The organism is Paraburkholderia sp. RL17-337-BIB-A, from assembly GCF_046025895.1.
In the GTDB taxonomy this organism is placed as follows: domain Bacteria; phylum Pseudomonadota; class Gammaproteobacteria; order Burkholderiales; family Burkholderiaceae; genus Paraburkholderia; species Paraburkholderia fungorum_C.
In genome coordinates, this window is the sequence record NZ_JARESY010000002.1 from 2,869,149 (window position 1) to 2,890,952 (window position 21,804).

At 60.8% G+C, this 21,804-nt stretch carries 20 protein-coding genes; 6 read left to right on the forward strand and 14 right to left on the reverse strand.

Annotation, left to right across the window (positions count from 1 at the left end):
• The first annotated feature begins 43 nt into the window (after window positions 1–43).
• Window positions 44–484, forward strand: coding sequence for a cupin domain-containing protein (locus P0D84_RS33520; protein ID WP_408343811.1), 441 nt, complete (start codon window positions 44–46; stop codon window positions 482–484).
• Between the two features lie 30 nt (window positions 485–514).
• On the opposite strand, the gene P0D84_RS33525 is transcribed toward P0D84_RS33520, so the two are convergent.
• The 11 genes from P0D84_RS33525 to P0D84_RS33575 all read right to left on the reverse strand — a co-directional run bounded on the left by P0D84_RS33525 (window position 515) and on the right by P0D84_RS33575 (window position 12,021).
• A complete protein-coding gene (locus tag P0D84_RS33525; protein WP_408343813.1) occupies window positions 515–1,885 on the reverse strand; it encodes an MFS transporter in 1,371 nt (456 codons plus the stop codon).
• A gap of 59 nt (window positions 1,886–1,944) precedes the next feature.
• Complete coding sequence (locus P0D84_RS33530; RefSeq protein ID WP_408343815.1) at window positions 1,945–3,195, reverse strand: metal-dependent hydrolase family protein; 1,251 nt, start codon at window positions 3,193–3,195, stop codon at window positions 1,945–1,947.
• 412 nt (window positions 3,196–3,607) lie between these two features.
• Complete coding sequence (gene dhaK / locus P0D84_RS33535) at window positions 3,608–4,597, reverse strand: dihydroxyacetone kinase subunit DhaK (RefSeq protein WP_408343817.1); 990 nt, start codon at window positions 4,595–4,597, stop codon at window positions 3,608–3,610.
• Between the two features lie 14 nt (window positions 4,598–4,611).
• Complete coding sequence (gene dhaL, locus P0D84_RS33540; protein WP_408343819.1) at window positions 4,612–5,250, reverse strand: dihydroxyacetone kinase subunit DhaL; 639 nt, start codon at window positions 5,248–5,250, stop codon at window positions 4,612–4,614.
• The gene (locus P0D84_RS33545; RefSeq protein ID WP_408343821.1) at window positions 5,247–6,293 is read right to left on the reverse strand and encodes an ABC transporter ATP-binding protein; all 1,047 of its coding nucleotides are present in this window, start codon (window positions 6,291–6,293) and stop codon (window positions 5,247–5,249) included. Before P0D84_RS33545 ends, dhaL begins: the two co-directional genes overlap by 4 nt.
• Window positions 6,286–7,389, reverse strand: a complete 1,104-nt coding sequence (locus P0D84_RS33550) for an ABC transporter ATP-binding protein (protein ID WP_408343823.1) — start codon at window positions 7,387–7,389, stop codon at window positions 6,286–6,288. The genes P0D84_RS33545 and P0D84_RS33550 overlap by 8 nt, the downstream gene beginning before the upstream one ends.
• A gap of 3 nt (window positions 7,390–7,392) precedes the next feature.
• Complete coding sequence (locus tag P0D84_RS33555; protein ID WP_408343824.1) at window positions 7,393–7,587, reverse strand: hypothetical protein; 195 nt, start codon at window positions 7,585–7,587, stop codon at window positions 7,393–7,395.
• Window positions 7,584–8,537 carry a carbohydrate ABC transporter permease gene (locus tag P0D84_RS33560; RefSeq protein WP_408343826.1) on the reverse strand — a complete coding sequence of 318 codons (954 nt, stop codon included), beginning with the start codon at window positions 8,535–8,537 and terminating at the stop codon, window positions 7,584–7,586. Before P0D84_RS33560 ends, P0D84_RS33555 begins: the two co-directional genes overlap by 4 nt.
• Window positions 8,534–9,490 (reverse strand): carbohydrate ABC transporter permease, encoded by a 957-nt coding sequence (locus tag P0D84_RS33565; RefSeq protein ID WP_132379670.1) that lies wholly within the window; start codon window positions 9,488–9,490, stop codon window positions 8,534–8,536. The genes P0D84_RS33560 and P0D84_RS33565 overlap by 4 nt, the downstream gene beginning before the upstream one ends.
• A gap of 66 nt (window positions 9,491–9,556) precedes the next feature.
• Entirely contained in the window at window positions 9,557–10,888 is a 1,332-nt protein-coding gene (locus P0D84_RS33570) for an ABC transporter substrate-binding protein (RefSeq protein WP_408343828.1), read from the reverse strand.
• 113 nt (window positions 10,889–11,001) lie between these two features.
• Window positions 11,002–12,021 (reverse strand): LacI family DNA-binding transcriptional regulator, encoded by a 1,020-nt coding sequence (locus P0D84_RS33575; RefSeq protein ID WP_408343830.1) that lies wholly within the window; start codon window positions 12,019–12,021, stop codon window positions 11,002–11,004.
• An 827-nt stretch (window positions 12,022–12,848) separates the two neighbouring features.
• Between P0D84_RS33575 and oxlT the strand changes: the two genes are divergently transcribed.
• Entirely contained in the window at window positions 12,849–14,186 is a 1,338-nt protein-coding gene (gene oxlT, locus P0D84_RS33580) for an oxalate/formate MFS antiporter (RefSeq protein WP_408343832.1), read from the forward strand.
• 360 nt (window positions 14,187–14,546) lie between these two features.
• Here the strand turns inward: oxlT and P0D84_RS33585 are convergent, their stop codons facing one another.
• Window positions 14,547–14,849 carry an AraC family ligand binding domain-containing protein gene (locus tag P0D84_RS33585; RefSeq protein WP_408343835.1) on the reverse strand — a complete coding sequence of 101 codons (303 nt, stop codon included), beginning with the start codon at window positions 14,847–14,849 and terminating at the stop codon, window positions 14,547–14,549.
• Between the two features lie 247 nt (window positions 14,850–15,096).
• The gene (locus P0D84_RS33590) at window positions 15,097–15,858 is read right to left on the reverse strand and encodes a DUF4410 domain-containing protein (RefSeq protein WP_408343838.1); all 762 of its coding nucleotides are present in this window, start codon (window positions 15,856–15,858) and stop codon (window positions 15,097–15,099) included.
• 379 nt (window positions 15,859–16,237) lie between these two features.
• Here P0D84_RS33590 and P0D84_RS33595 point away from each other — a divergent pair, with 379 nt between their 5' ends.
• Entirely contained in the window at window positions 16,238–17,170 is a 933-nt protein-coding gene (locus P0D84_RS33595) for a sterol desaturase family protein (RefSeq protein WP_408343841.1), read from the forward strand.
• A 307-nt stretch (window positions 17,171–17,477) separates the two neighbouring features.
• Window positions 17,478–18,425 (forward strand): phosphodiester glycosidase family protein, encoded by a 948-nt coding sequence (locus P0D84_RS33600; RefSeq protein ID WP_408343844.1) that lies wholly within the window; start codon window positions 17,478–17,480, stop codon window positions 18,423–18,425.
• A 77-nt stretch (window positions 18,426–18,502) separates the two neighbouring features.
• On the opposite strand, the gene P0D84_RS33605 is transcribed toward P0D84_RS33600, so the two are convergent.
• Entirely contained in the window at window positions 18,503–19,393 is an 891-nt protein-coding gene (locus tag P0D84_RS33605; protein WP_408343847.1) for a LysR substrate-binding domain-containing protein, read from the reverse strand.
• A gap of 198 nt (window positions 19,394–19,591) precedes the next feature.
• Here P0D84_RS33605 and P0D84_RS33610 point away from each other — a divergent pair, with 198 nt between their 5' ends.
• Both P0D84_RS33610 and hydA read left to right on the forward strand, forming a co-directional pair.
• Entirely contained in the window at window positions 19,592–20,290 is a 699-nt protein-coding gene (locus tag P0D84_RS33610) for an aspartate/glutamate racemase family protein (protein WP_408343850.1), read from the forward strand.
• A 27-nt stretch (window positions 20,291–20,317) separates the two neighbouring features.
• Window positions 20,318–21,790 (forward strand): dihydropyrimidinase, encoded by a 1,473-nt coding sequence (hydA, locus tag P0D84_RS33615; RefSeq protein WP_408343853.1) that lies wholly within the window; start codon window positions 20,318–20,320, stop codon window positions 21,788–21,790.
• Window positions 21,791–21,804 lie beyond the last annotated feature (14 nt).

The window sequence follows — 21,804 nt, forward strand, 5'->3', positions numbered from 1 at the left end:
CCTGCACCCATTGGTAACCCCACTAACTATTCAACGGACTCACATGGACACACCGACCTCACGCGCGCAGCCTGCCATTCTTCGCCCGCGGGAAATTCCCAGTCACGACCGCGGCGGTGGCGCCTCCACGACGCCGCTGGTAACGCGCAGCATCGGGGCGACCGGATTCATCAACGGAATCACCGAGTTCGCAGCCGGTGCTGTCATACCGTTTCACAGTCACAACTGCGAAGAGAGCGTGATGCTGCTTGCAGGCGAAGCCGTGCTCGACATCGACGGTCAAACCTACGCATTGCGTCCCTTCGACACGACGTGGATTCCACCCAACGTTACCCACCGGTTTCGCAACGTGTCGAACGTCTCGCCAATGAAAATCCTCTGGATCTATGCGTCAATGAACGCGACTCGCACGGTCGCGGAAACAGGCGAAACCCGTCCGATTACGGCGGAACACCAGGAAAGCCCTCCGGCGCTGAAAGCGTGAGCAACCGGTTGGTTGCGCGCGTTGCTTTTCCTAACGTTCGACCTGCGCTGCTGCAATGTCCTCGAGCGACCTTCCGCGCGTCGGCACGCCCATGAGTACCACGGCGAGCGCGCCGATCAGCAGCACAAGCGTGGTCGCACCGAACACCCCGGCAAAACCCAGCAGCGGATAGACGTAGCCGACCAGGATAGGCGCGGCAATCGCGCCCAGCCGGCCAATCGACGAAGCGAGCCCCGTGCCCGTTGCGCGCACGTCGGTGGGGAAAACTTCCGGTGTGTAAGCATAAACGCCGGCATAGGTGCCGTTCATGAAGAACGACAGCAGGATGCCCGACACCATGATGCCGGCATCCGTACCCGTCAACGCAAGCCCAAGCGCCGATATGCCGCCCAGGATCATGTATGACGCGATGGTCGCCTGCCGGCCGATCTTCTCGTTGAGCCACGCGCCTGAAAAGTACCCCGGGATCTGCGCGATATAAATCACGAGCGAATACGAAAAGCTCCGCGCGATCGTCATGCCGTTCTGAACCAGCAGGCCGGGAATCCACGTGAAAAAAGCGTAATAGCTGAACGTGATGGATAGCCACATCAGCCACGTCATGGCCGTGATGCGCGCGAGCTTCGCCGCCCACAGCGCCTTCACGTTCGCGAGGATGGAGGCCCGTCCGGCTGCGAGCGGAACATGTCCGTCGCGTACGGCAGGCAGCGGCTCCAACTGCACGCCCGCTTTGATCACCTCCGCTTCCATGCGCGACACGATCGCGTCGGCCTCCGCGTGCCGGTCGCGCGCCTCGAGCCAGCGCGGCGATTCGGGCAACGCGCGGCGCCACCAGAGCAGCATCACAATGGGCAGCGCAGTGATGACCATGACCGCGCGCCATGCATTGGGGGCGAGCGGGATCACCAGATAGCCGAGCAGCGCAGCCGCCACGAAGCCAAAAGAGAAAAACCCCGCGAGACTGCCCGTGAAACTCCCGCGATACCGTCGCGCCACGAACTCCGAGAGAAACGGCGCGACGATGGCGCTTTCCGCGCCCGTTCCTAACCCGGCGACAATGCGCGTCGCGAGAAAAAATCCCCAGTCATTCGCTAACGCGCTGGCAAGAGACGCTATGCAGTAAATCACTAGCGCATACATCATGACCTTGCGCCGGCCGATGACATCGCCGAGCATGCCCGCCAGCATCGCGCCGACGAAATAGCCCATGAACGTGCCGCTTCCCAGCACGCCCGTCTGCACACTCGTCAAGCCCCATTGCGTGCGCAGCACCGGCAGCAGGAACGCGAGCACGGCAGCGTCCATTGCGTCGAAGGTGTAGCCGAGGCCGCCCATCAGCAGCAGACGGCGGTGAAAACCTGAAAACGGCAGACGCTCGATGCGGGCGGCAATCATCGACATGGACAGACTCCCAAAGGAACTGCGGGGCGCTGCAATCCAGGGTCAGGCGGGTCATGCGGTCAACTGCTTTCGAGCTCGTTGACGAAGAGCCGGCCATCCTTCATGACAAGCGGAATATGCTCGCCCTGCCCTAACAGGCAATCGACGGACTTCAGCGGATTGCCATCGACCACCAGCAGATCGGCATGCGCGCCCGGCATGATTCTGCCGAGCTTGTCCTGCATGCCGAGCACTTCCGCGCCCACGATGGTTGCGCTCGCGATCACCTCGGCCGGCGACAGCACTTCGGCCAGAAGCCGGAATTCATCGCTCTGCAGACGCTGGGCCTCGCCGAGCAAGTCCGTGCCGAAGCCCATCTTGACCCCGGCACGCTTCATGATTTCAATCGAGTGCATGCCGGCGCCATGCACGTCCGCGATCTTGGCAATGCTGGCCGGCGGCAGCCCATATTTCTCGCCTTCACTTGCAAGGGCGTCGTACGTGACGAGGGTCGGCACGACATACGCGCCGTGCTCCGCGACGAGGCGGGCGGTCTCCTCGTCGATCAGGTTGCCGTGTTCGATCGTGCGCACGCCGCAACGCACCGCGCGCGCGATGGCCGCAGGCGTATAGGCATGCGCCAGCACATAGGTGCCGCGCCCCGCTGCTTCAGCGACGATGGCGCGGATCTCATCCTCGGAGTAACCGAACGCGCCGACGGGGTCGGTGGGTGAAGCCACGCCGCCCGAGGCCATGATCTTGATCTGGTCGGCGCCCATCTGCAGTTCCTCGCGCACGGCCCGGCGCACTTCATCGACGCCGTCCGCCACGCGGCCGAGTGCCCCCACGCGCACACAGCAGCCGCAGGGTGAATCGGGCGGCATGTAGTCGGAGCGGGCGCGGCTGTCGGCATGACCACCCGTCTGGCTGAGCGCGCGGCCGGAGACGAACAGGCGTGGACCTTCAATAAGCCCTGACTCAAGCGCCTGCTTGAATGGATAGCCAGCGCCGCCTGCATCACGCACAGTGGTGAAGCCGCGGCGCAGCATGGCGCGCATGATCGGCACGGCGCGCAGCGTAACCAGCACATTGGGCAGCGTCGCGACGCGCGGCAAGTTGAACTCGATCGCCACGACGTGCACGTGCAGATCGATCAGACCGGGCATGATCGTTTTGCCTTTGACGTCGATCACGCGCGCGTTGCGGCTTGTTATCGGCTTGTCGGAAACTTCGCGCACGAAGCCGTCCTCGACGAGGACTTCGAAGCCCTCCAGCAGATCAGGACGGGTAGGATCGAGAAGTGCGCCGTTACGTAGCAGGAAGGTGGTCAACGGTTATCTCCTTCGAGTTTCGATCGCAGCGCCCGGTATCCGGGGCTTGCTTCGAGTATGCGGGCCGGCACAGGGAAACATTGCCAGGATATTGAGCAGGATCGGTCAGACACATGTCAAGTATGTACGCTGACGTGCAGGCGGCGCAAGACGGGACGCGCGGCATCCGCTGGCCACGGCGATCGTCAGGAACCCATTTCTCGCGGCGCTGGCTGAACGCTCGCCACCAGAAGCAGTGGTCGAAGGGGCCGCCACTTCGGCCCGCTTCGTGGTGAAGTTCCAGTGCAGCGCCGTGGCCGTATCCACCGGCGCCGGCAGCTTTGCCGCATCATCGGGATGTGCGCGTACCCACGCCCCCGCCGACGTCAATTGCGCGAACACCGTGGAGCGCGTTTCTCGCAGCCGGCGCGCCCTACATCCCCCAACGCAACGACGGCGTATGGACCGGGCTGTCCCAGTGGCGTGCCATTTCGTCGTCCAGTAAACATAATGTAATCGACGCGCCCGCCATCTCGAGCGAAGTCGTCAGCGCACCCACCTGTGCCCGGCCGACCTTCAGGTCGCGTTGCTGAAGCCACGCGCGCGTCGAGTTGAAGAGCAGGTAAAGCTCGCCAAGCGGTGTTCCACCAAGGCCGTTGATGAGCACCAGCAATTCAGCCCCGGCTTGGGGCTTGAGGTCATCGACGATTGCTTTGAGCAGCTCTCCCGCAATCGCATCGGCGCCTGAGAACTTTGCGCGGCGCCGGCCCGGCTCACCGTGAATGCCCACGCCCACTTCGATCTCATCATCGCCGATCTTGAACGTCAGCGTTCCCGCGGCCGGCACGGTGCAACTGCTGAACGCCACACCCATCGAAGCGGTGCGCTTGTTGATCCGGTCGCCGAACGCCTTGCACTGTTCAAGGTCGGCGCCGCTTTCGGCCATGCTGCCTACCAGCTTCTCAACGATCACCACGCCAGCGACACCACGCCGCCCGGTGGTGTAGCTGGAGTTTTCCACTGCCACGTCATCGTTGATCAGCACCATCGCGTTTGGGATCTCGGACATCTCCGATGCCATTTCGAAGTTCATCAGGTCACCCGAATAATTCTTCACGATGAATAGCACCCCCGCACTGGTATCGACAGCGTCTGCGGCGGCCATCATCTGATCCGGTGTAGGTGATGTGAAGACTTGACCAGGACAGGCTGCGTCGAGCATTCCATAGCCCACAAAACCGGAGTGCAACGGCTCATGCCCCGAACCGCCACCCGATATCAATGCCACTTTGCCCGGTTTAAGCGTCTTGCGACGCACATATACCGGTTCGTTGTTGAGTACGACCAGGTCGCTATGCGCGGATGCAAATCCCGCCAGACTTTCGGCGAGGAAATCGTCGACGTGGTTGATGAATTTTTTCATGGTCTGGCCTCCATTCACGCCCGGTTGCGCGCCAGATGCGCGCATACGGCGGTGATCATGATCTGACTGGAACGCGCACCAGGGTCGATATGACCGCGCGAGCGTTCGCCCAGAAACGACGCCCGCCCTTTGGTCGCGAGCATATCGCGGGTGGCGAACATGTTTCGCTCGGCCACCTGCGGCAATTCATCCAGCACTGTTTTTCGCAACGTAGGTGAATCGATGGTCGCAAGCTCCTTAAAGCGCGCGGCAACGGGAATCAGCACGTCCATCATCGTCTTGCTGCCCACGCCCGTCTTACCCCGCTGTCCGACCGCTTCGACGCCCGCCGCAAACATGAGCGCGGTGCCCGCCACATCCAGCGGATTGTTCGCCGATGCTTTCGCCATCCCGTTCAGCAACGAAAAAAACAGCGGCCCGGATGATCCGCCGACCGTCGACAGCACCTTGTTCGCCGCGAGTTCTAACGCGGCCCCTAAGGTTTCCGCTTCGATGTCCGCACGCACTGCAAGCAAGGCCTCCATGCCGCGCAGCAGATTGAAGATGTGATCGCCATCGCCGATCTGCTGGTCGAGTACGGCTATTTCGTCCGTGTGTTCTTTGAGCGCTGCGTATGCGGCGTCGATACACTCCATGACCGTTTTGCCGTTCATGTCGGGATCCTCCTGCCGTCTGCACGGAAATATAAGAGGCTGCGAGCAGGCAACGACACGCCCACCAACTGCCCCGGGCTGAAATTGCGCTCGGCCATCGTGGTCGCCACAACCGCCGTTCCAGCGCGATCCAAAATCAGCAGATGACGCAACGGTGAGTATTCGAGCACCTTCAGGTCGAGTGCGTCGCGCGCATGATCGGTGCCAGGTGCATCACGCGCGTCGCCGTCGTGCAGCACCACGTCTTCAGGACGAATCGCCACGGTCGCGGTGCCGGTCGGCACCGCTGCTGAATCGAACAGCGTTGGCGGCAGCAGGTTGATCGGCGGCGAGCCGAGCCGCTGCGCCGCGCTCAATGAAACCGGATTACCGTAGACCTCGCGCGGCGTGCCGAGTTGCACCAGACGACCGTGTTCAAGAATGCCAATGCGGTCGGCTAGTGTGGTGGCTTCCACCTGATCATGCGTGACGTAAAGAATGGTCGCGCCAATCGTACGATGCAGCCGTTTCAGCTCGATACGCAATTCCTCGCGCAGCTTTGCATCGAGCGATGATAGCGGTTCGTCCATCAGAAACACTTTCGGCTCGCGCACGAGCGCACGACCGATCGCGACGCGCTGCATCTCGCCGCCTGACAAATGCGTTGCCATGTTGTCGAGCTTCGCTTCCATATGCAGCAACTGCGCGACCGCGTGCACGCGCGCGCGGACCTGTTCCTCGCTGCTGCGACGACGTGGCGAACGCAGCGGAAACGCAAGATTGCCGAACACAGTCAGATGCGGATACAACGAGTATTGCTGAAAAATAAACGCGACATCGCGATCGGAAGGATGCACGCCGGTGGCGAGCGCGCCGTCGATTAGCACGTCGCCGGCATCGGGACGTTCGAGTCCCGCGATCAGGCGCAGCGTAGTGGTTTTTCCCGCGCCGCTCGGTCCGAGCAGCACGACGAATTCGCCGTCTTTCACGTCGATCGACAGGTCGTCCACCGCAACGATGTTGCCGAAGCGCTTCGATACATTGCGTAGCTGGATTTCAGCCATGACCCTCTCCGCTCGCAGAAAGTGTGGCAGCAGCGCCCGGCAACAGGCGTTCAGTAGCGGCGTCATAAAGAAGCGTGCGTTCTTTCCGAAATGACAGACCGACGGTCGTGCCCGCGGCGACACCATCGTCTTTGCTTGCCCGCACGCGCACGACGCCGAGCGCGGTTTCAACCGCCAACACCTGGTGCGAGCCGAGATATTCGTCGGCGATCACCTGACCACGCAGCGGGCCGTGCTCGTCGATCACGATGTGCTCCGGTCTGATTCCCAACAACACGCGCGCCGCGGCGGCATCGCAACGTGGCACGGACACCGCCGCGCCATGCAGACTCACCTGCTCCTGGCCCGCCATAACCGCTCCGTCAACGGGCAGGAAATTCATGGGCGGACTGCCGATGAAGTTGCCGACGAACACAGTCGCGGGGAAGTGATAGATCTCATGGGGCGAGGCCGCCTGCAACACTTCACCCTGATTCATCACCACAATATCGTCCGCCATGGCCATCGCCTCACTCTGATCGTGTGTGACGTACACCGTGGTGGCGGCGAGCGCGTTGTGCAGTTTGCGCAACTCCAGGCACATCAGTTCACGAAAGTCCGCATCAAGCGTGCCGAGCGGTTCGTCCATCAAGAATGCTTTCGGTTGCCGCACGATCGCGCGGCCGAGCGCCACACGTTGCCGGTCGCCACCGGACAGGCCGCCAGTCTTACGATCGAGAATGTTCTCGATGCGCAGCATATGCGCCGCTGCATTGACGCGGGCGGCAATCTCGCTGCGCGACACGTGTTCGTTCTTCAGCGGAAACGCGATGTTATTGCGCACCGTCATATGCGGATACAGCGCAAACATCTGGAACACGAAGGCAATATCGCGTTGCCGCGCACGCAGCGCAGTGACGTCCTCACCATCGATCAGGATCTGCCCGGAAGTCGGCAGTTCCAGCCCCGCAATCATCCGCAGCGTTGTGGTCTTGCCGCACCCTGACGGTCCGAGCAGTACGACGAAGCGTCCCGCTCCAATGATCAGGCTGGTATCGCGCACCGCGACAAAATCGTCGAAGCGCTTGTGAAGATGAGCGAGAACGATCGTGGACATGATTCAGTCAGGAAAATGACTGGTGACGACGAACGCGAGCGCACCCACCAGAATGACCGGAAAGGACCAGGTGAAGAGCGCCAACGAAAACGGCTGCACAAGCATCGCCATACCTAAGCCGATCAGTACCGTCGACGCGCCCTCGCGGTAGCTGCGACGTAACAGCCAGCGGTGCGGCGGAATGACTTCGCGTTTCATTTGCGCACGGCTCCGAAGGTGATGCCGCGCAACAGATGCTTGCGCAGCAGAACGGTGAAAAAGAGAATCGGCAGCACGAATAATGTTGTTGCAGCTGCAACGGCCGGCCAGTCCTGACCGCCTTCTCCAATGATGAATGGAATGAATGGCGGCATGGTCTGCGCATCGCCGCTTGTCAGCAGCAAAGCAAATGCGTATTCGTTCCATGCAAAGATCAGGCAGAAGATCGCTGTAGCGGCAATGCCCGTCATCGCTTGCGGCAATACCACCTTCACAAAGGCCTGCAAACGCGTGTAGCCATCCACTAGCGCGGCCTCTTCATACTCGCGCGGGATCTCATCCATAAAACCTTTGAGCAGCCACACCGCTAATGAGACATTCACCGCCGTGTACAGCACAATCATGCCGACATAGCTGTCGCTCAAGCCCAGCGCGCGATACATCAGGTAGATCGGAATGGCGACTGCAATGGGCGGCATCATCCGTGTGGAGAGAATGAAGAACAGCAGATCGTCGGCCAGCGGCACCTTGAAGCGCGAAAACGCGTAGGCCGTCAGCGTGCCGAGAAATACCGCAAGAAACGTCGAACCGAATCCAATGACAAGCGAATTCATGAAGCGCGGCAACACCTTTGAAGGTCCGGCGATCACCATGTTGCGCTTGCGTACCTCACGCTCATACCAGGTCTGCGCAGGCGGCAGGCTCGCAATGAACTCCGGTGTCTGCCGCGAGCGGATCGTGAACAGGTTTACATAGCCTTCCATGGAAGGCTGAAACAGCACGACGGGCGGATACGCAATCGCATCTTCCTGCGTCTTGAAGCTCGTCAGGAAGATCCAGACCATCGGTAACGTAGCGATCAGCGCATACGTGATAACGACCGCAGCCGCGAAGCGCCTGGCGCGCGGAGATGACGCCACCACGGAATGTTGTGTCGTAGTCGGTCTCATCGCTGTTTGATCCGGTTAAGTGCCTTCACGTAAATATTCGCCGCACCGAATACCGTCACGAACAGAATGATTGCGAGCGCGGACGAATAACCTGTCTGCCACTTTTCGAACGCGGCACGCTTGAGCGTGATCGATACCGTTTCGGTAACCGAGCCCGGGCCGCCCGATGTCAGCAGGTTCACCATATCGAACATCTTGAAGTTTTCGATGCCGCGAAACAATACCGCCAGCATCAGGAACGGCATGGTCATGGGCAACGTGATCGACCAGAACTGACGCCACGGCGTCGCGCGGTCCACTTCCGCTGCTTCGTAGATATAGTCGGGAATTGAACGCAGGCCCGCCAGGCAGATGAGCATGACGTACGGTGTCCACATCCACGTATCGACCATCACAATGGTCCACGGCGCGAGCGCAACGTCGCCGATCATCTGGAACGACCCCGGCGCGATGCCGGTGAAGAAGCTGACGATATCGTTGAAAAGCCCCGTCTGCGGTTGCAGCAGGAACGTCCAGAAGTTGCCCACTACAGCAGGCGACAGCATCATCGGCAGCAGGATTAGCGTGGTCCAGAAGCTATGTCCGCGGAACTGCCGGTTGATCAGCAATGCAAGACCGAAACCCAGCAACACCTCCAACCCGACCGACCAGAACACGAAACGCGCGGTCACCTGCATCGCGTACCAGATATCTTCGTCGGTCAGGATGTCGACATAATTGTCGATACCGACAAAGCGCGCCGGCACGCTCGGCATGTTCGACTTGAAGTTGGTGAACGACAGTCGAAGCGCCCAGATCAACGGGAAGATGTTGATCGCGAGAAGCAGCAGAATGGTCGGAAGAATGAAGAGCCACGCAATGGCCCGATCCGACAGTCCGCTTAGCCGCTTCGCGATGCGCGTTGACGCTCCCGCTTCGAGACTCGTGGGAGAAAAAGGCTTATCTGCCAACATGCCTGGCTCCTTCAAGCGGACCGGAGACAGGCCGTTCAGCCGTCGCCGGTCAAGTCCAGCTAAAAGCTAATACTTCCCTTCTTGCTTAAAGACCTTGGTCCAGTCTTTCACCAGCAGATCCAACGCGTCTTTGGCCGTGCCCTTATCGGCCACGACGTAATCGTGCACACGCTTCTGCATGTCGAGTAACAGTTCGGCATAAGCGGGCTCTGCCCAGAAGTCTTTGACGATTGCCATCGACTTCAGGAACGCGGGTGCGAAGGGCGCGCTCTTCGGAAAGTCAGGTGCATCGACCACTGATTTGGCCGCCGAATAGCCCCCCAGTTGCCACCATTTCTTCTGCACGTCAGGTTGCGCAAACCACTTGATATATTCGAGCGCGTCTTCTTTATGGTCCGAGTACGAGACGACCGAGATGCCCTGCCCGCCCAACTGCGTGTATTGCTTCAGCTCACGCGGATTGACGAAGAAGCCGATCTTGTCGCCACCGACATTCGGATCTTTATAAAGCCCTGGAAAGAACGCAAACCAGTTCATCTGCATCGCCACCTGACCCGACTTGAACGCGTCGAGCCCTTCCTGCATGTAGGCGTTGGTCATGCCTGGCGCCGTGCAGCACTTATAAAGCGCCTTGTAGTATTCGAGCCCCTTCACCGCGCCTGGCGAGTTCACGAAGCCATCCAGGTGATAGGGCTTCTTGGGATCCTGATATTCAAAGCCAAAGTTGTACATGGCGTTGGTCACGCCCATCGTGATCCCCTCGGATCCACGCTCCGTGAAGATATACACGCCATAGACCGTCTTGCCATCAATCTTGCGACCCTGGAAGAATTCCGCAGTCTGCTTGAGTTCATCGAGCGTGGTAGGCGGCGCGAGCTCACGGTTGTATTTCTGCTTGAATTCTGCACGCAACTCTGGGCGCGCAAACCAGTCCTTACGGTAAGTCCATCCGACCGCGTCAGCCATCGCAGGTAAGGCCCAATAGTTCGGCGTATTCTTTGGCCACTCCGAATAGCCCACCACCGTTGCCGGCACGAAGTCGTCCATGGAGATCTTGTTCTTGGTGAAGAAGTCGTTGAGCTTTACGTAATGCCCATTGACCGCCGCGCCGCCGATCCACTGACTGTCGCCAATGATCAGATCACACAGTTTGCCGTGCGAATTGAGTTCATTGATGAAGCGGTCGGCATAACTGGTCCACGGTACGAACTCGAACTTCATCTTGATGCCGGTCTTGGCCGTGAAATCCTTCGACAGTTCGACCAGTGCATTGGCGGGATCCCATGCCGCCCAGCAGAGTGTCAACTGCTTGTCCTGTGCGTGCGCGCCCGTTGCAGTGCCGAGCCCCAGCGATATGAGGGTTGCCGCCACTACCCTCGCTGACGTTAGACGTAACATGTCTCTTCTCCTTGTCTTTCTCGGGTCTCCAACCTGATGACATTCAGCGCCCATGCGCCGGGCACCGCATTTCGGCTCTGGCAGATCAGAAGTCGGTCCGCGTGTCGCGAGCGTCAGGCATGCGCATTCTCACGAAGATAAATCCGGGTTTCCGGCGTGGGGATGGCAAGCGCCCCCCGGACGTCGTTAAGAAAATTAATCGCGGCGAGCCCAGCCCAATGAACAATGCCGCGCACGTCCTGATCGAGTATCACGTCGATCGCACGTTCCGACAGTTGGGTGCGGGTCTCCGCAGTGCATTCGTGGCCAATCAGGACGAGGTGAACCTTGTCGCCGGACTCCTGCAATGCCGCTGCAATGCCGGAGATGCCGCCGCCCGTCACATACACGCCGACCAGGTCCGCATGGCGCGCACTTAAGCCCTGTACGGCAAGGCCGGCGCCATCGTCGTCTTCGGCGAAGTCCGGTTCGGCGATCCAGCGCAGGTTGCGGAAGTCCTCCTCCAGCACTTGCGAAAAGCCGGTGCGCCGTTCCACCTGATCATGCAGACGCGACGATCCCGATAGCACGGCAACAGTGCCGAGCTTCGCGCAAAGGAAGCGCCCCATCAGTAGTCCTGCCGTGCGTCCGGCAATCCTGTTGTCGACACCCACGTACGCGGCGCGCCGGCTCGCGGGTAAATCGGAGAACACTGTGACGACTGGCACGTGAGCGTCGCTCATCTCTTCGATGAAACGCTCAACCCACGGATAGTCGAGAGGTGCGAGAACCAGCGCGTCGTAGTCGATCACTTCAGCGGCGAACGCCGCAGTCTCGCGTTGGCTGGAAAAATCGCAGCGGTAAAACGAAGGGGTTATGCGGTGCTCGCGAAAGAAGCTGGCCGACAGCGCTATATCGCGCTCGACGTGATCGAGGAAGCGGGAATTCACTTGCGGCAGCACGAACGCGACCCGGAACGAAGTGACCTTTGCGGGCCGGCCGCGGCTCGCCCGCTCATCACGCAGATTCGCGAGTGCAAGATGCACGCGTTCAGCAGTTTCCGGGCGCACAGCCTGATCGTCGCGCAGGACACGATCTACCGTGGCGACGCTGACGCCAGCCCGACGCGCAATCATCGTACGAGTAGCCGGCATGGGTCTCCTCCGGTGCCGAGCAAAGAATTGTTTTGTTTTACTGAAGGTAGTTTTTTATAAAAAAAATGCAAGCTTTTTCCCCAAGAAAAAAGCGTCATTGTTTTGATGAACAGAGCGGCCTCTAATAGGGCCCGCAAGCGCAACGGACGGTGCAGCGGGACCGAAGATCGCGAATCGCAGGGAGAGTCGATGGCGTGCGGCGGCGACTAGCGTCCGAAGAGAGAACCCCGGCCAACTGCCTACGGCGACCTCAAGCTGTCGCTTGAACGTTACAAGTCGGTCATTCAAACCGCGCCTCACAAGGTGCGTGGAAGGACCCCTGCCCGTATGCGCCGTCGTGCAATCAAGGGAAAGCATAAAGGGCAGGCGCTGGACCGACCTTCGCGAATCCGGCGGTTCGATGTCGAACCGGAACTTGCTTGGAACTTCAACCGTTACCCCTTCCGCTCGCCAACTTCGCGCACTCTTTCTGGATAGATCGACGTCGATGAGCATCGAAAATTTCTTTCAAATAAAAAACTAACATTACTCTTTGCTTTCATCTATAAAGGCAAAGCATGTTGCGGACAGCCTTGTCCCGCTCCATGTCCTCGGCCCGCCGGCGTTGTCGGCGGGCTCTTTTTTTGCAAAGAAAATAATGTTGGCTTTTACATACGATTAGCTTTCATTCCAAGAATTACGTGGTGATAACCCTGGTGATTCTTTCACTTGACTTACTTGATATACCACATACTGTATGAGGTAGATCACCGGGTATCGCGCCGGTGGCGGGCGGAGAAGCCACTTTGGCCCCGCAAACATCAGGCAGTCAGGCCTAGGAGACAGTTATGAGCGCGGATCTACAGGGAGAGGCGTCGTCGTGGAGGGCGTCGCCGTGGGTGCAACTCGTATTTGGTGTGATTTGCATGGCAATGATCGCGAACATGCAGTACGGCTGGACGTTGTTCGTGAATCCAATCAACGAGAAATACCAATGGGGTCGCACTGCGATCCAGGTTGCGTTCACGATCTTTGTGGTGACGGAAACGTGGCTCGTGCCGATCGAAGGCTATCTCGTCGACAAGTACGGTCCGCGTCCCGTCGTGGTGGTCGGCGGCCTGCTCTGTGCAGTGGCATGGGCGCTCAACTCGGTGGCGTCGTCGTTGCCGCTGCTGTATATCGCGGCCGCCATTGGCGGCGTCGGCGCGGGCGCAGTGTACGGCACCTGCGTGGGCAACGCGTTGAAGTGGTTTCCCAATCGCCGCGGGCTTGCCGCGGGGATAACCGCAGCCGGTTTTGGCGCAGGGTCGGCGGCCACCGTCGTGCCGATTGCCAGCATGATCAAGAGCAGCGGCTACGAAGCCACCTTCCTCTGGTTCGGTCTTGGCCAGGGTGTCATCGTTTTCATACTCGGTCTCGCGCTGCTCGCGCCGCCGGCCACTCTGCTCGCGTCGGCGAAGAGCGCGGTGCAGCGCGTGGTCTACAACGCGACGCCACGCGAAGTGATTGGCTCGCCGGTGTTCTGGGTCATGTACCTGATGTTCGTGATGATGGCTGCGGGCGGCCTGATGGCGACCGCGCAGCTCGGACCGATCGCAAAAGACTTCGGTCTGCACGATTCGCCGGTTTCGCTGCTCGGATTGACCTTGCCCGCACTGACTTTCGCGCTGACCATCGACCGCGTGCTGAACGGTTTGACCCGGCCGTTCTTCGGCTGGATCTCGGATCGCATCGGCCGGGAAAATACGATGTTCATCGCGTTCGCCATCGAGGCGGTCGGTATTCTGGCGCTGTCGAAGTACGGTCAAAGCCCGGTTGCGTTTGTCCTGCTCACCGGCATCGTGTTCTTTGCATGGGGCGAAATCTACAGCCTGTTTCCCGCCACTTGCGGCGACACGTACGGACCGAAATTCGCCGCCACCAACGCTGGGTTGTTATACACGGCGAAGGGAACGGCCGCGCTGCTGGTGCCGCTTACCAGCGTCGTCACGGCGATGACGGGCAGCTGGCACGCGGTGTTCATGCTCGCGTCCGGAATGGCCGCAGTGGCGGCACTGCTCGCGCTGTTCGTGCTGAAGCCGATGCGTCGCGCCTACGCGGAACAGCACGCTGCGCCGGCTGTGGAGATGCCGTATGGTGCATCGTTCGTCAGTGACTCGGCTCGAGTTTCGGCCGACGGCGGCTAATCGGCGAGGCAGTTGAGCGGTTCCCGATCGACTGTGAGCGCGAGGACCCGGGCAGTCCCTTCCTGCCCGGTCAATGCCCGACGCGATCGGCATCAACCGGCCCACAAGAGCGCGTTGCGTTTGAACAGTTTCAAGAACCGGAATCGAGCGAGGCCAACCAGAAGAGACAGATCTTCCAGAACGATTTTGTCGGCAATATGCGCCTCGGCGAATTCCCGCACAAGGTCGCAGTTGCTGAGACGATAAGGCTCCCGCGATAGTCTGCGGGGCTGGTTGCTTCAAACGGGCAAACAGTGACTCCAGCAATTCCAGAACGTAGGTTTCGTTCATGATCGGATCGTTCATGCCCTGCTGAAGGGTTCAGTGCATGTTGAGCAACTGATCTGCGAGACGGCTATCTTGCAGCACCATGGCGGTTTGCGAGGAGAAATAGTGCTTGCCCGTGATGTCCTCCCCGAAGCCATTCAGCAGCGCGGGCGATAGTCGAAACGTTTGAAGCGTGTACGACTCGTCAGCATCGGCAACCCCGTCGTGAACCTTGCCCGCAGGCATAAGCTGAATTGCGCCACGCGTGAGCAACAGGGATTCCCCACGGAACGATTGACGTTGCACCCCGTTGTGCAACGAGTGCGATATGGCAGTCGAGATGATAGTGCGGCTCAAAGCGAAACTCCGCAAACCGAGCCGTGCTAAGGATCAAACCGGGGAGATCGGTTGAGTGACTGTACTGGACTTCTTCGGGCATAACTCACCTCCGGTTCGCCGCCGACACCTTGGAGACTAGCCCCGAAAGTTGCGCTGTGAGGCGTTCATTATCCCGGCTTCCTTTTGGTCCGCACTGACTTCCCCATGTCACCCATTGGGACCGGAATGCTTTCAGGAGATCCAGCGCCGCCTTCACGCGCACCCATCAGTCCATACGCTCAGCCGACATCCAGCCGTTCGCGACGCTTGCCGCTGCAATCTGCTTCGCGATCGAATCGCCCAGCTTTTTCGCGTCACCGGCCACGCTATCCCGTTTCACCTCGGACACGCCATGCAGCGACGCGCCCGTTGCCGCAGCCGTTGCAATATGACCGGCAGCCGCGCCGACACCCGCTGTTTCCGCGACGCCCGGCATGTGGCCACTATCGGCGTTAGCAGAGAAGCTTTGCAGCGGCACCGGTGCGCCGTTAGCGGGCTTGTACAGGATCTGGACCGATGCACCCACTTCGCTCTTGCCAGCGCCAAGACCGATCAACATGCGACGGCGACGCTTGCCTTCGTCGATCGTCTGGAAGTTGCCCTCGACGATCAGCGCGTTCTGATTCACCGGTGCAGGGCCATCCACGCGCACCGCGCGCAGTCCCATCGATTGCAGTTCGCGCACGATTTCGTCGGCGACCTGTTCACGTGTATCAATCGCCGTCTGATACTGCTTCTGCGCAGACGATTCGCCGCTCATCGCCGTCTTCAGTTCCTGTGCCATGCCGCTGTCCATTTTCACCTGGTCGGGCGTTGCATCGAACGAATACACGTAGATGACGTCGGCGCGAATGTGCAGCGCAGCGTCGGCCTGGGTTGTGACGGTGGCGCCGAAGGCACAGCCACTCAGAAGCAGCGATCCGGCCAGGACTGCCGTGCCGGCCAGGCGTTTTGCTTTGCGAACGAGGGACTTGAATGAGGTTTGCATGTCGATCCTGTCATCGGCACAGGCGTGCCGCAAATTGTCGAGGGAGCGTCACCGACAATCGTTCGATCCACAGGATCACAAACTATCGGAGATCACGTCTGCGTGAGTGCGCGCTGTCTGTGAGAGAGCTCTGCCGCAACCCGCAGACGCAAGTATGGGAGGACGCAGCGCTGCGCGCTATCCGCGAATTATGTCGCGCCATGTCGCCGGTCTGGCAGCGCACCTGAATGCCCGGCCGCGGCCGGAATTCCGCGACATCTGGCGACATAGTTTCCGCATGGCTTTTAACCGGGCAGCCCACTACATTAGCTTCACTCGACGCGAGAGCGGCCTTGTCCCGCAGATGACGCGTCCCATCTCAACCCGTTACCTGCCCATCATGTTTACTACTGAAAAAATCGCGCTGTATGTTACGTTGTTCGTCGTTGGCGTCTCGCTGATCGAGGCGTGCGTGCTCACCCGCAAACAGCGCGACAGCGCCACGCCCTTCGACTGGTATGAAGTATGGATTTCACTGGCCGATGTGGCCGGCCGCAAGCTGCTTGCACTGCTGCCGCTTTCGCTCGCGACGCCGATTTTCGCGCTCGCCTGGGACCACCGGATCTTTACCGTCACGCTCAACAGCGCGCTGATGGTGTTCCTGCTCTTTATCGGACAAGAGTTCTGCTACTACTGGTACCACCGCGCGTCGCACCGCATCCGCTTTTTCTGGGCGACGCATGCGGTTCACCACTCGCCGAACCAGCTGACGCTTTCGTCTGCTTACCGGCTTGGCCTGACGGGCAAGCTGACCGGGTCAGCCATGTTTTTCGCGCCCCTCGTGTGGCTTGGCGTGCGTCCGGAAATCGTGCTGGCAACGCTGAGTTTCAACCTGCTTTATCAGTTCTGGCTGCACAACACGTGGACGCCGAAACTCGGCTGGCTCGAATACGTGTTCAATACGCCCTCCGCGCATCGCGTACACCACGCATCGAACGTCGATTATCTCGATGCGAACTATGGTGGCGTGCTCGTCATATTCGACCGCCTGTTCGGCACGTATGTCGAAGAACGCGCTGATGAACCGTGCCGCTACGGTCTCACGACGCCGACGCTCTCTCGCAATCCGCTCGTCGTCGAATTCGAGCACTGGGTCAGCCTCGCGCGCGATATTGCATCGGCGGGCAGCGTGTGGACTGCGATCAGCTACGTGATCCTGCCTCCGGGCTGGCGTGCGGACGGTGCCGGCGAAACAACCGAGGCGCTGCGTCAACAGAATCTGGCCGCACGTCGCGCGGCTCCAGTCAGTACGCAGCCGCATCTGAAGCAGTGAGCAGGCCTATCGACGCCGAGGGGCGAACCTCGGCGTCGCCCGACGACGCGGCGGAAAAAAGCAAACCGCCATGTTGTTTGGCGGGCAACGCACAGGCACTAATGGGCTAACAGAGTCATTCGATGAAAAGCTCGAAGAACTGCACTGAATTTCTTTCGATATTTATTTTTGTATCGATGTACCCATTGCGCATCATCGAAAGCAGAACGAAAAGAAAAAATAACATGGTGGTCATATCGCGTCTCTAAGGTCAGCGGCACGGTGAAAGGTGACGATCTCGTCGCCGCCGTCAATGGAGATTAAACAGATGACGCGTGCCCTTTACCCCACCTCGGCAATTCTGAAGGCGCTCGCCGCCGCGGCGGTCATCGGCCTCGCTTCGGCGAGCGTGCAAGCCGACGTGCCCGATCCCACTACCCAGATCACGCAAAGCGGCTACTCGCCCGTGTATGTCGGTGTCGATGCCGAAACGGCGACCGTACCGTCGAACCCCGTGACCACCGGTGGCAAACCGACCGTGAGCCGTGCTTATGTGATGCGCATCGATCTGCGCGCGCCGGGCGTGAGTGTCGAGACAACCGGCCAAAGCGGTCCGCTGATGACAACCTCGGAGACGATTTCGCAATTCGCCGCGCGCACCAACACGCGGCTCGCGATCAACGCCAATTTCTTCGCGCCGTGCTGCGCGACGACGCCCGAGCCGAAGACGCTGATCGGCTTACTGGTGTCGCACGGCCAGGTTGTCAGCCCGCTGACCACTGACCCGACGCAAAGCGAAGCCGTGCTAGCGATCACACGGCAGGGCCGCGCCTATATCGCCGAAGCGCCGCAAATTTCGGCGCAGGATCTGAAGCTGATCGATACCGCGGTCTCGGGTTCGGCCATTCTGCTAAAAAACGGCCAAGACCTCAGCGCGCAAAGCCCGAACGAAGGCGACCCGCTCGATCCGAATCCGCGCACGCTGGTCGGCTTGTCGCAACAGGGGCGCTTTCTCTATTTCGTCGTAATCGATGGGCGCGTCGCGGGATATTCGACGGGCACGACCAATGCACAATCGGCGCAACTGATGAAGGCAATCGGCGCGGATGATGCGATCAATCTCGATGGCGGCGGCTCCACCGAACTCGTGCGCGCCGATCAACTCGGGATGCCTTTCATCGTCAATACGCCGAGCGGCGGTGCGGAGAGACTCGACGCGTCGGCGATCGGCGTGCACGCCTTGAAGCTGCCGGAATTGCCGGGGTTGCCGTTTTAATGCGTTGAACGCCGGAAGATGCGGCAATTTCTTTAAAAGGACCGGGCGGAATTGCGCCGCCCGGGCCGGCACCTCCCTCAGCGATTCCCCGGCACTTCTTCGAGCACGTTGCGTAGCACCTCGAGGAAAACTTTTGCCGGATGCGATAACGGCTCCGATACGGAATACACGGCCTGCACCTTGAGTGCTATTTCGGGGCGCAGGGGCCGCACGTCGATACGCTCGCGCAGCGTGGCGTCGAGGCACAGCGGATCGACCAGCGCAACGCCGACACCTTCTTCCACCAGCGAACACGCGCTCATGGCCGAGCGCACTTCGACAGTGGGCCGCGGCCGGATCTCACTGCCGAATGCGGTACCCACTACGCGCCCAAGCGGGGTCTCGTGGCCATAGTCGATCCACGGCCGACCTTTGAGATCGCGCAGACGCACCGTCTTGCTGCCGGGCAGCCAGCCACGGGGACTCACACACATGAGTGGCACCGTCACCAACGGTTCCGTGGCGAGATTCGGATGCACGACCTCGAACATCGACACGCCCACATAATTTTTTCCGAACATCACCCGCGGCACGAGGTTGTTATGGGTGAGCGGTTCGAAATGCACCGGCAACTCGGGATATTGCCGGTTGAATAGCGCGATTGCACGCGGCACCAGATGCACGCCGAGACTCGGACTGCAGACGACGTTCAGCTTGCCGCTGCGGCCCTCCACCAGCGCTCGCACGAGGTCGTCAACGCGCTGTACCCCAGCATAAGCCGCCTCCACCTCCTCGAAGATCTGCTTCGCCTCCGGTGTCGGATAAAGACGCCCACGTGCGCGCTCAAATAGCAGCAAGCCGAGCCGCTCCTCGGTCACCGACAAGACCCGGCTCACTGACGGCTGCGCGACGAACAGCATGCGCGCGGCCTCGCTGACCGAGCCGGTAATCATGATGGCGCGAAACACCTCAATCTGGCGCAGGCTCATGCTCAGCCTGCTCTGCGGGGACTCTTCAACGGGCATGTCTTCCTTCGGGGACAGTTGTCGCCACAGTGATGGCAAGGCATCTGAAAGCGTTGGGTATGCATTGCGTCTATACCCTGCCAATTTTGAACTATTTCACGTGCGGGCGGGCGGTTGATACGGTTCGGGTACCGACATGGATATCACTCAGGAAGGTTTCCCTTGCCACAGCCGATCTGCGTCATCAATCCGAATTCGCTTCAGAACGTAACGGCGAGCATTGCACGGGCCGTGGAGCCACTCGTCCACGGCGGCGCTGGCTCGCTGCAGTGTGTCACGCTGGATGCGGCGCCACCGGGCATCGTGTCGCAGCGCGATGCCGATCGCGCCGCGCCGCTCGTCGCGGCTTTCGTCGAACAGCATGAAGCCCGCTTCAGCGCGTTCGTGCTCGCCTGCTATAGCGATCCGGGCCTCTTCGCGGCGCGGGAAGTCACCCACAAGCCGGTCATCGGCATCGGCCAGGCTGGCATCGCCACGGCGTCGCTGCTCGGCGAGAGGATCGGCGTGATCGCGATCAGCGCGGCCGGCATCGCCCGCCATTGGCGCTACTACCGCGCGCTGGGCGTGGAACGGAAGATTGCCGGCGAACGCTCGATCGACCTGTCCGTCGCTGAATCGGGCGACGAAACGCTCGCCCTCGAACGCATGAACGAGACGGCCCGGACGCTGCGCGATGTGGACGGCGCGGATGTCATCGTGCTCGGCTGCGCGGGCATGGCCGCGTTGCGCGCCAGGATCGAAGCCGCCTCGCGCCTGCCCGTGGTCGACCCGTGTACGGCGGCGGTGAGCTTCGCGATCGCCCGTACGGGACACCGCACATGTTGGCGCGCGAATGCGTCGCCTGGTGGCAACGAGCGCTAGTCCACTCACCTTCAATCACTCCCGCACATGAATGATTTTGATTTGACGATACGCGGCGGCACGGTCGCCAGCGATGTGGACACTTTCCGGGCCGATATAGGCATCGTCGGCGATCGCATCGTCGCCGTGGAAAACGACCTGCCCGCCGGCCGGCGCGATATCGACGCGACCGGCTGCTATGTCCTGCCAGGCGGTATCGACTCGCACTGCCATGTCGAGCAACGTTCCGGCATGGGCCGCATGGGCGCGGACGACTGGTACACGGCCAGCGTTTGCGCCGCCTTCGGCGGCACCACCACGATCGTGCCGTTCGCCGCCCAGCATCGCGGCATGGCGCTCGCTCAGGTGGCGGCGGACTATGCCCAGCTCGCCCGCGAGAAATCGGTGATCGACTATAGCTATCACATGATTCTGTCCGAGACGGATTCGCAAACCCTGAACACGGATCTGCCGGAACTGATCCGCTCGGGCATCACGTCGTTCAAGGTCTACATGACTTACGAGCAGTTGAAGATCGACGACTACCAGATGCTCGACGTGCTCGCGGTGGCCGCTCGCGAACGCGCGCTCGTGATGGTGCATGCGGAGAACAACGACGTCATCAAATGGGTGTCGCAGCGCTTGCTGGAGCGCGGCTACACCGCCCCGAAGTTTCACGGCACGAGCCATGTACAGCTCGCGGAATCCGAAGCCACGCATCGTGTGATCCAGTTGTCGCGCCTGTTCGACGTGCCGATTCTGATCGTGCATGTGTCCGCGCGCGAGGCGCTCGCCACCATCCAGGCCGCGCAGAAGATGGGCGCGCAAGTGTATGGTGAGACCTGTCCGCACTATCTGCTGCTCACCGAAAACGATATGGACCTGCCCGGCACCGAGGGCGCCAAATATTGCTGCAGCCCGCCGCTGCGAGATGCCGATGCGCAGCAGGCGCTCTGGGAAGCGTTAAAACAAGGCACCCTGCAGACGCTCTCGTCGGATCACGCGCCGTATCGCTACGACGCCAGCGGCAAATTGCCGAAAGGCGATGCCACCACCTTCAAGGAGGTCGCCAACGGCATGCCCGGCCTCGAAACGCGCTTGCCGCTGATGTTTTCCGAAGGCGTCGGCAAGAAGCGGCTAACGCTGCCCGAATTCGTCGCGCTAAGCGCCACCAATCATGCGCGCATGTATGGGCTATTCCCGCGCAAGGGGCTGCTGCAACCGGGCGCCGACGCCGACGTCGCGATCTGGAACCCGCTGCGTGAAGTCACGCTGAGCGCCGCCACGCTGCACGACAACGTTGGCTATACGCCATACGAAGGCATGCGCGTGACCGGCTGGCCGGAGACGGTGGTCAGTGCCGGACGCGTGATCGTCGAACGCGGCGAGCTGCACGCCGAGCGCGGCAGCGGACGCTTCATCCCGCGCACGACGCCAATGCCCTGCGCGACCGAACGCGAACTCACACCCTCGACCCGCTTTTTCCGCTCGCTCAGCTACGGCGCACACGAGCAGAAGTAAAACACCGCCCATCC

Coding starts and splice junctions, on each gene's coding strand:
- P0D84_RS33520 (WP_408343811.1), top strand. CDS start 44: ATGGACACACCGACCTCACGCGCGCAGCCTGCCATTCTTCGCCCGCGG.
- P0D84_RS33525 (WP_408343813.1), bottom strand. CDS start 1,885: ATGTCGATGATTGCCGCCCGCATCGAGCGTCTGCCGTTTTCAGGTTTT.
- dhaK (WP_408343817.1), bottom strand. CDS start 4,597: ATGAAAAAATTCATCAACCACGTCGACGATTTCCTCGCCGAAAGTCTG.
- dhaL (WP_408343819.1), bottom strand. CDS start 5,250: ATGAACGGCAAAACGGTCATGGAGTGTATCGACGCCGCATACGCAGCG.
- P0D84_RS33545 (WP_408343821.1), bottom strand. CDS start 6,293: ATGGCTGAAATCCAGCTACGCAATGTATCGAAGCGCTTCGGCAACATC.
- P0D84_RS33550 (WP_408343823.1), bottom strand. CDS start 7,389: ATGTCCACGATCGTTCTCGCTCATCTTCACAAGCGCTTCGACGATTTT.
- P0D84_RS33555 (WP_408343824.1), bottom strand. CDS start 7,587: ATGAAACGCGAAGTCATTCCGCCGCACCGCTGGCTGTTACGTCGCAGC.
- P0D84_RS33560 (WP_408343826.1), bottom strand. CDS start 8,537: ATGAGACCGACTACGACACAACATTCCGTGGTGGCGTCATCTCCGCGC.
- P0D84_RS33565 (WP_132379670.1), bottom strand. CDS start 9,490: ATGTTGGCAGATAAGCCTTTTTCTCCCACGAGTCTCGAAGCGGGAGCG.
- P0D84_RS33570 (WP_408343828.1), bottom strand. CDS start 10,888: ATGTTACGTCTAACGTCAGCGAGGGTAGTGGCGGCAACCCTCATATCG.
- P0D84_RS33575 (WP_408343830.1), bottom strand. CDS start 12,021: ATGCCGGCTACTCGTACGATGATTGCGCGTCGGGCTGGCGTCAGCGTC.
- oxlT (WP_408343832.1), top strand. CDS start 12,849: ATGAGCGCGGATCTACAGGGAGAGGCGTCGTCGTGGAGGGCGTCGCCG.
- P0D84_RS33590 (WP_408343838.1), bottom strand. CDS start 15,858: ATGCAAACCTCATTCAAGTCCCTCGTTCGCAAAGCAAAACGCCTGGCC.
- P0D84_RS33595 (WP_408343841.1), top strand. CDS start 16,238: ATGTTTACTACTGAAAAAATCGCGCTGTATGTTACGTTGTTCGTCGTT.
- P0D84_RS33600 (WP_408343844.1), top strand. CDS start 17,478: ATGACGCGTGCCCTTTACCCCACCTCGGCAATTCTGAAGGCGCTCGCC.
- P0D84_RS33605 (WP_408343847.1), bottom strand. CDS start 19,393: ATGAGCCTGCGCCAGATTGAGGTGTTTCGCGCCATCATGATTACCGGC.
- hydA (WP_408343853.1), top strand. CDS start 20,318: ATGAATGATTTTGATTTGACGATACGCGGCGGCACGGTCGCCAGCGAT.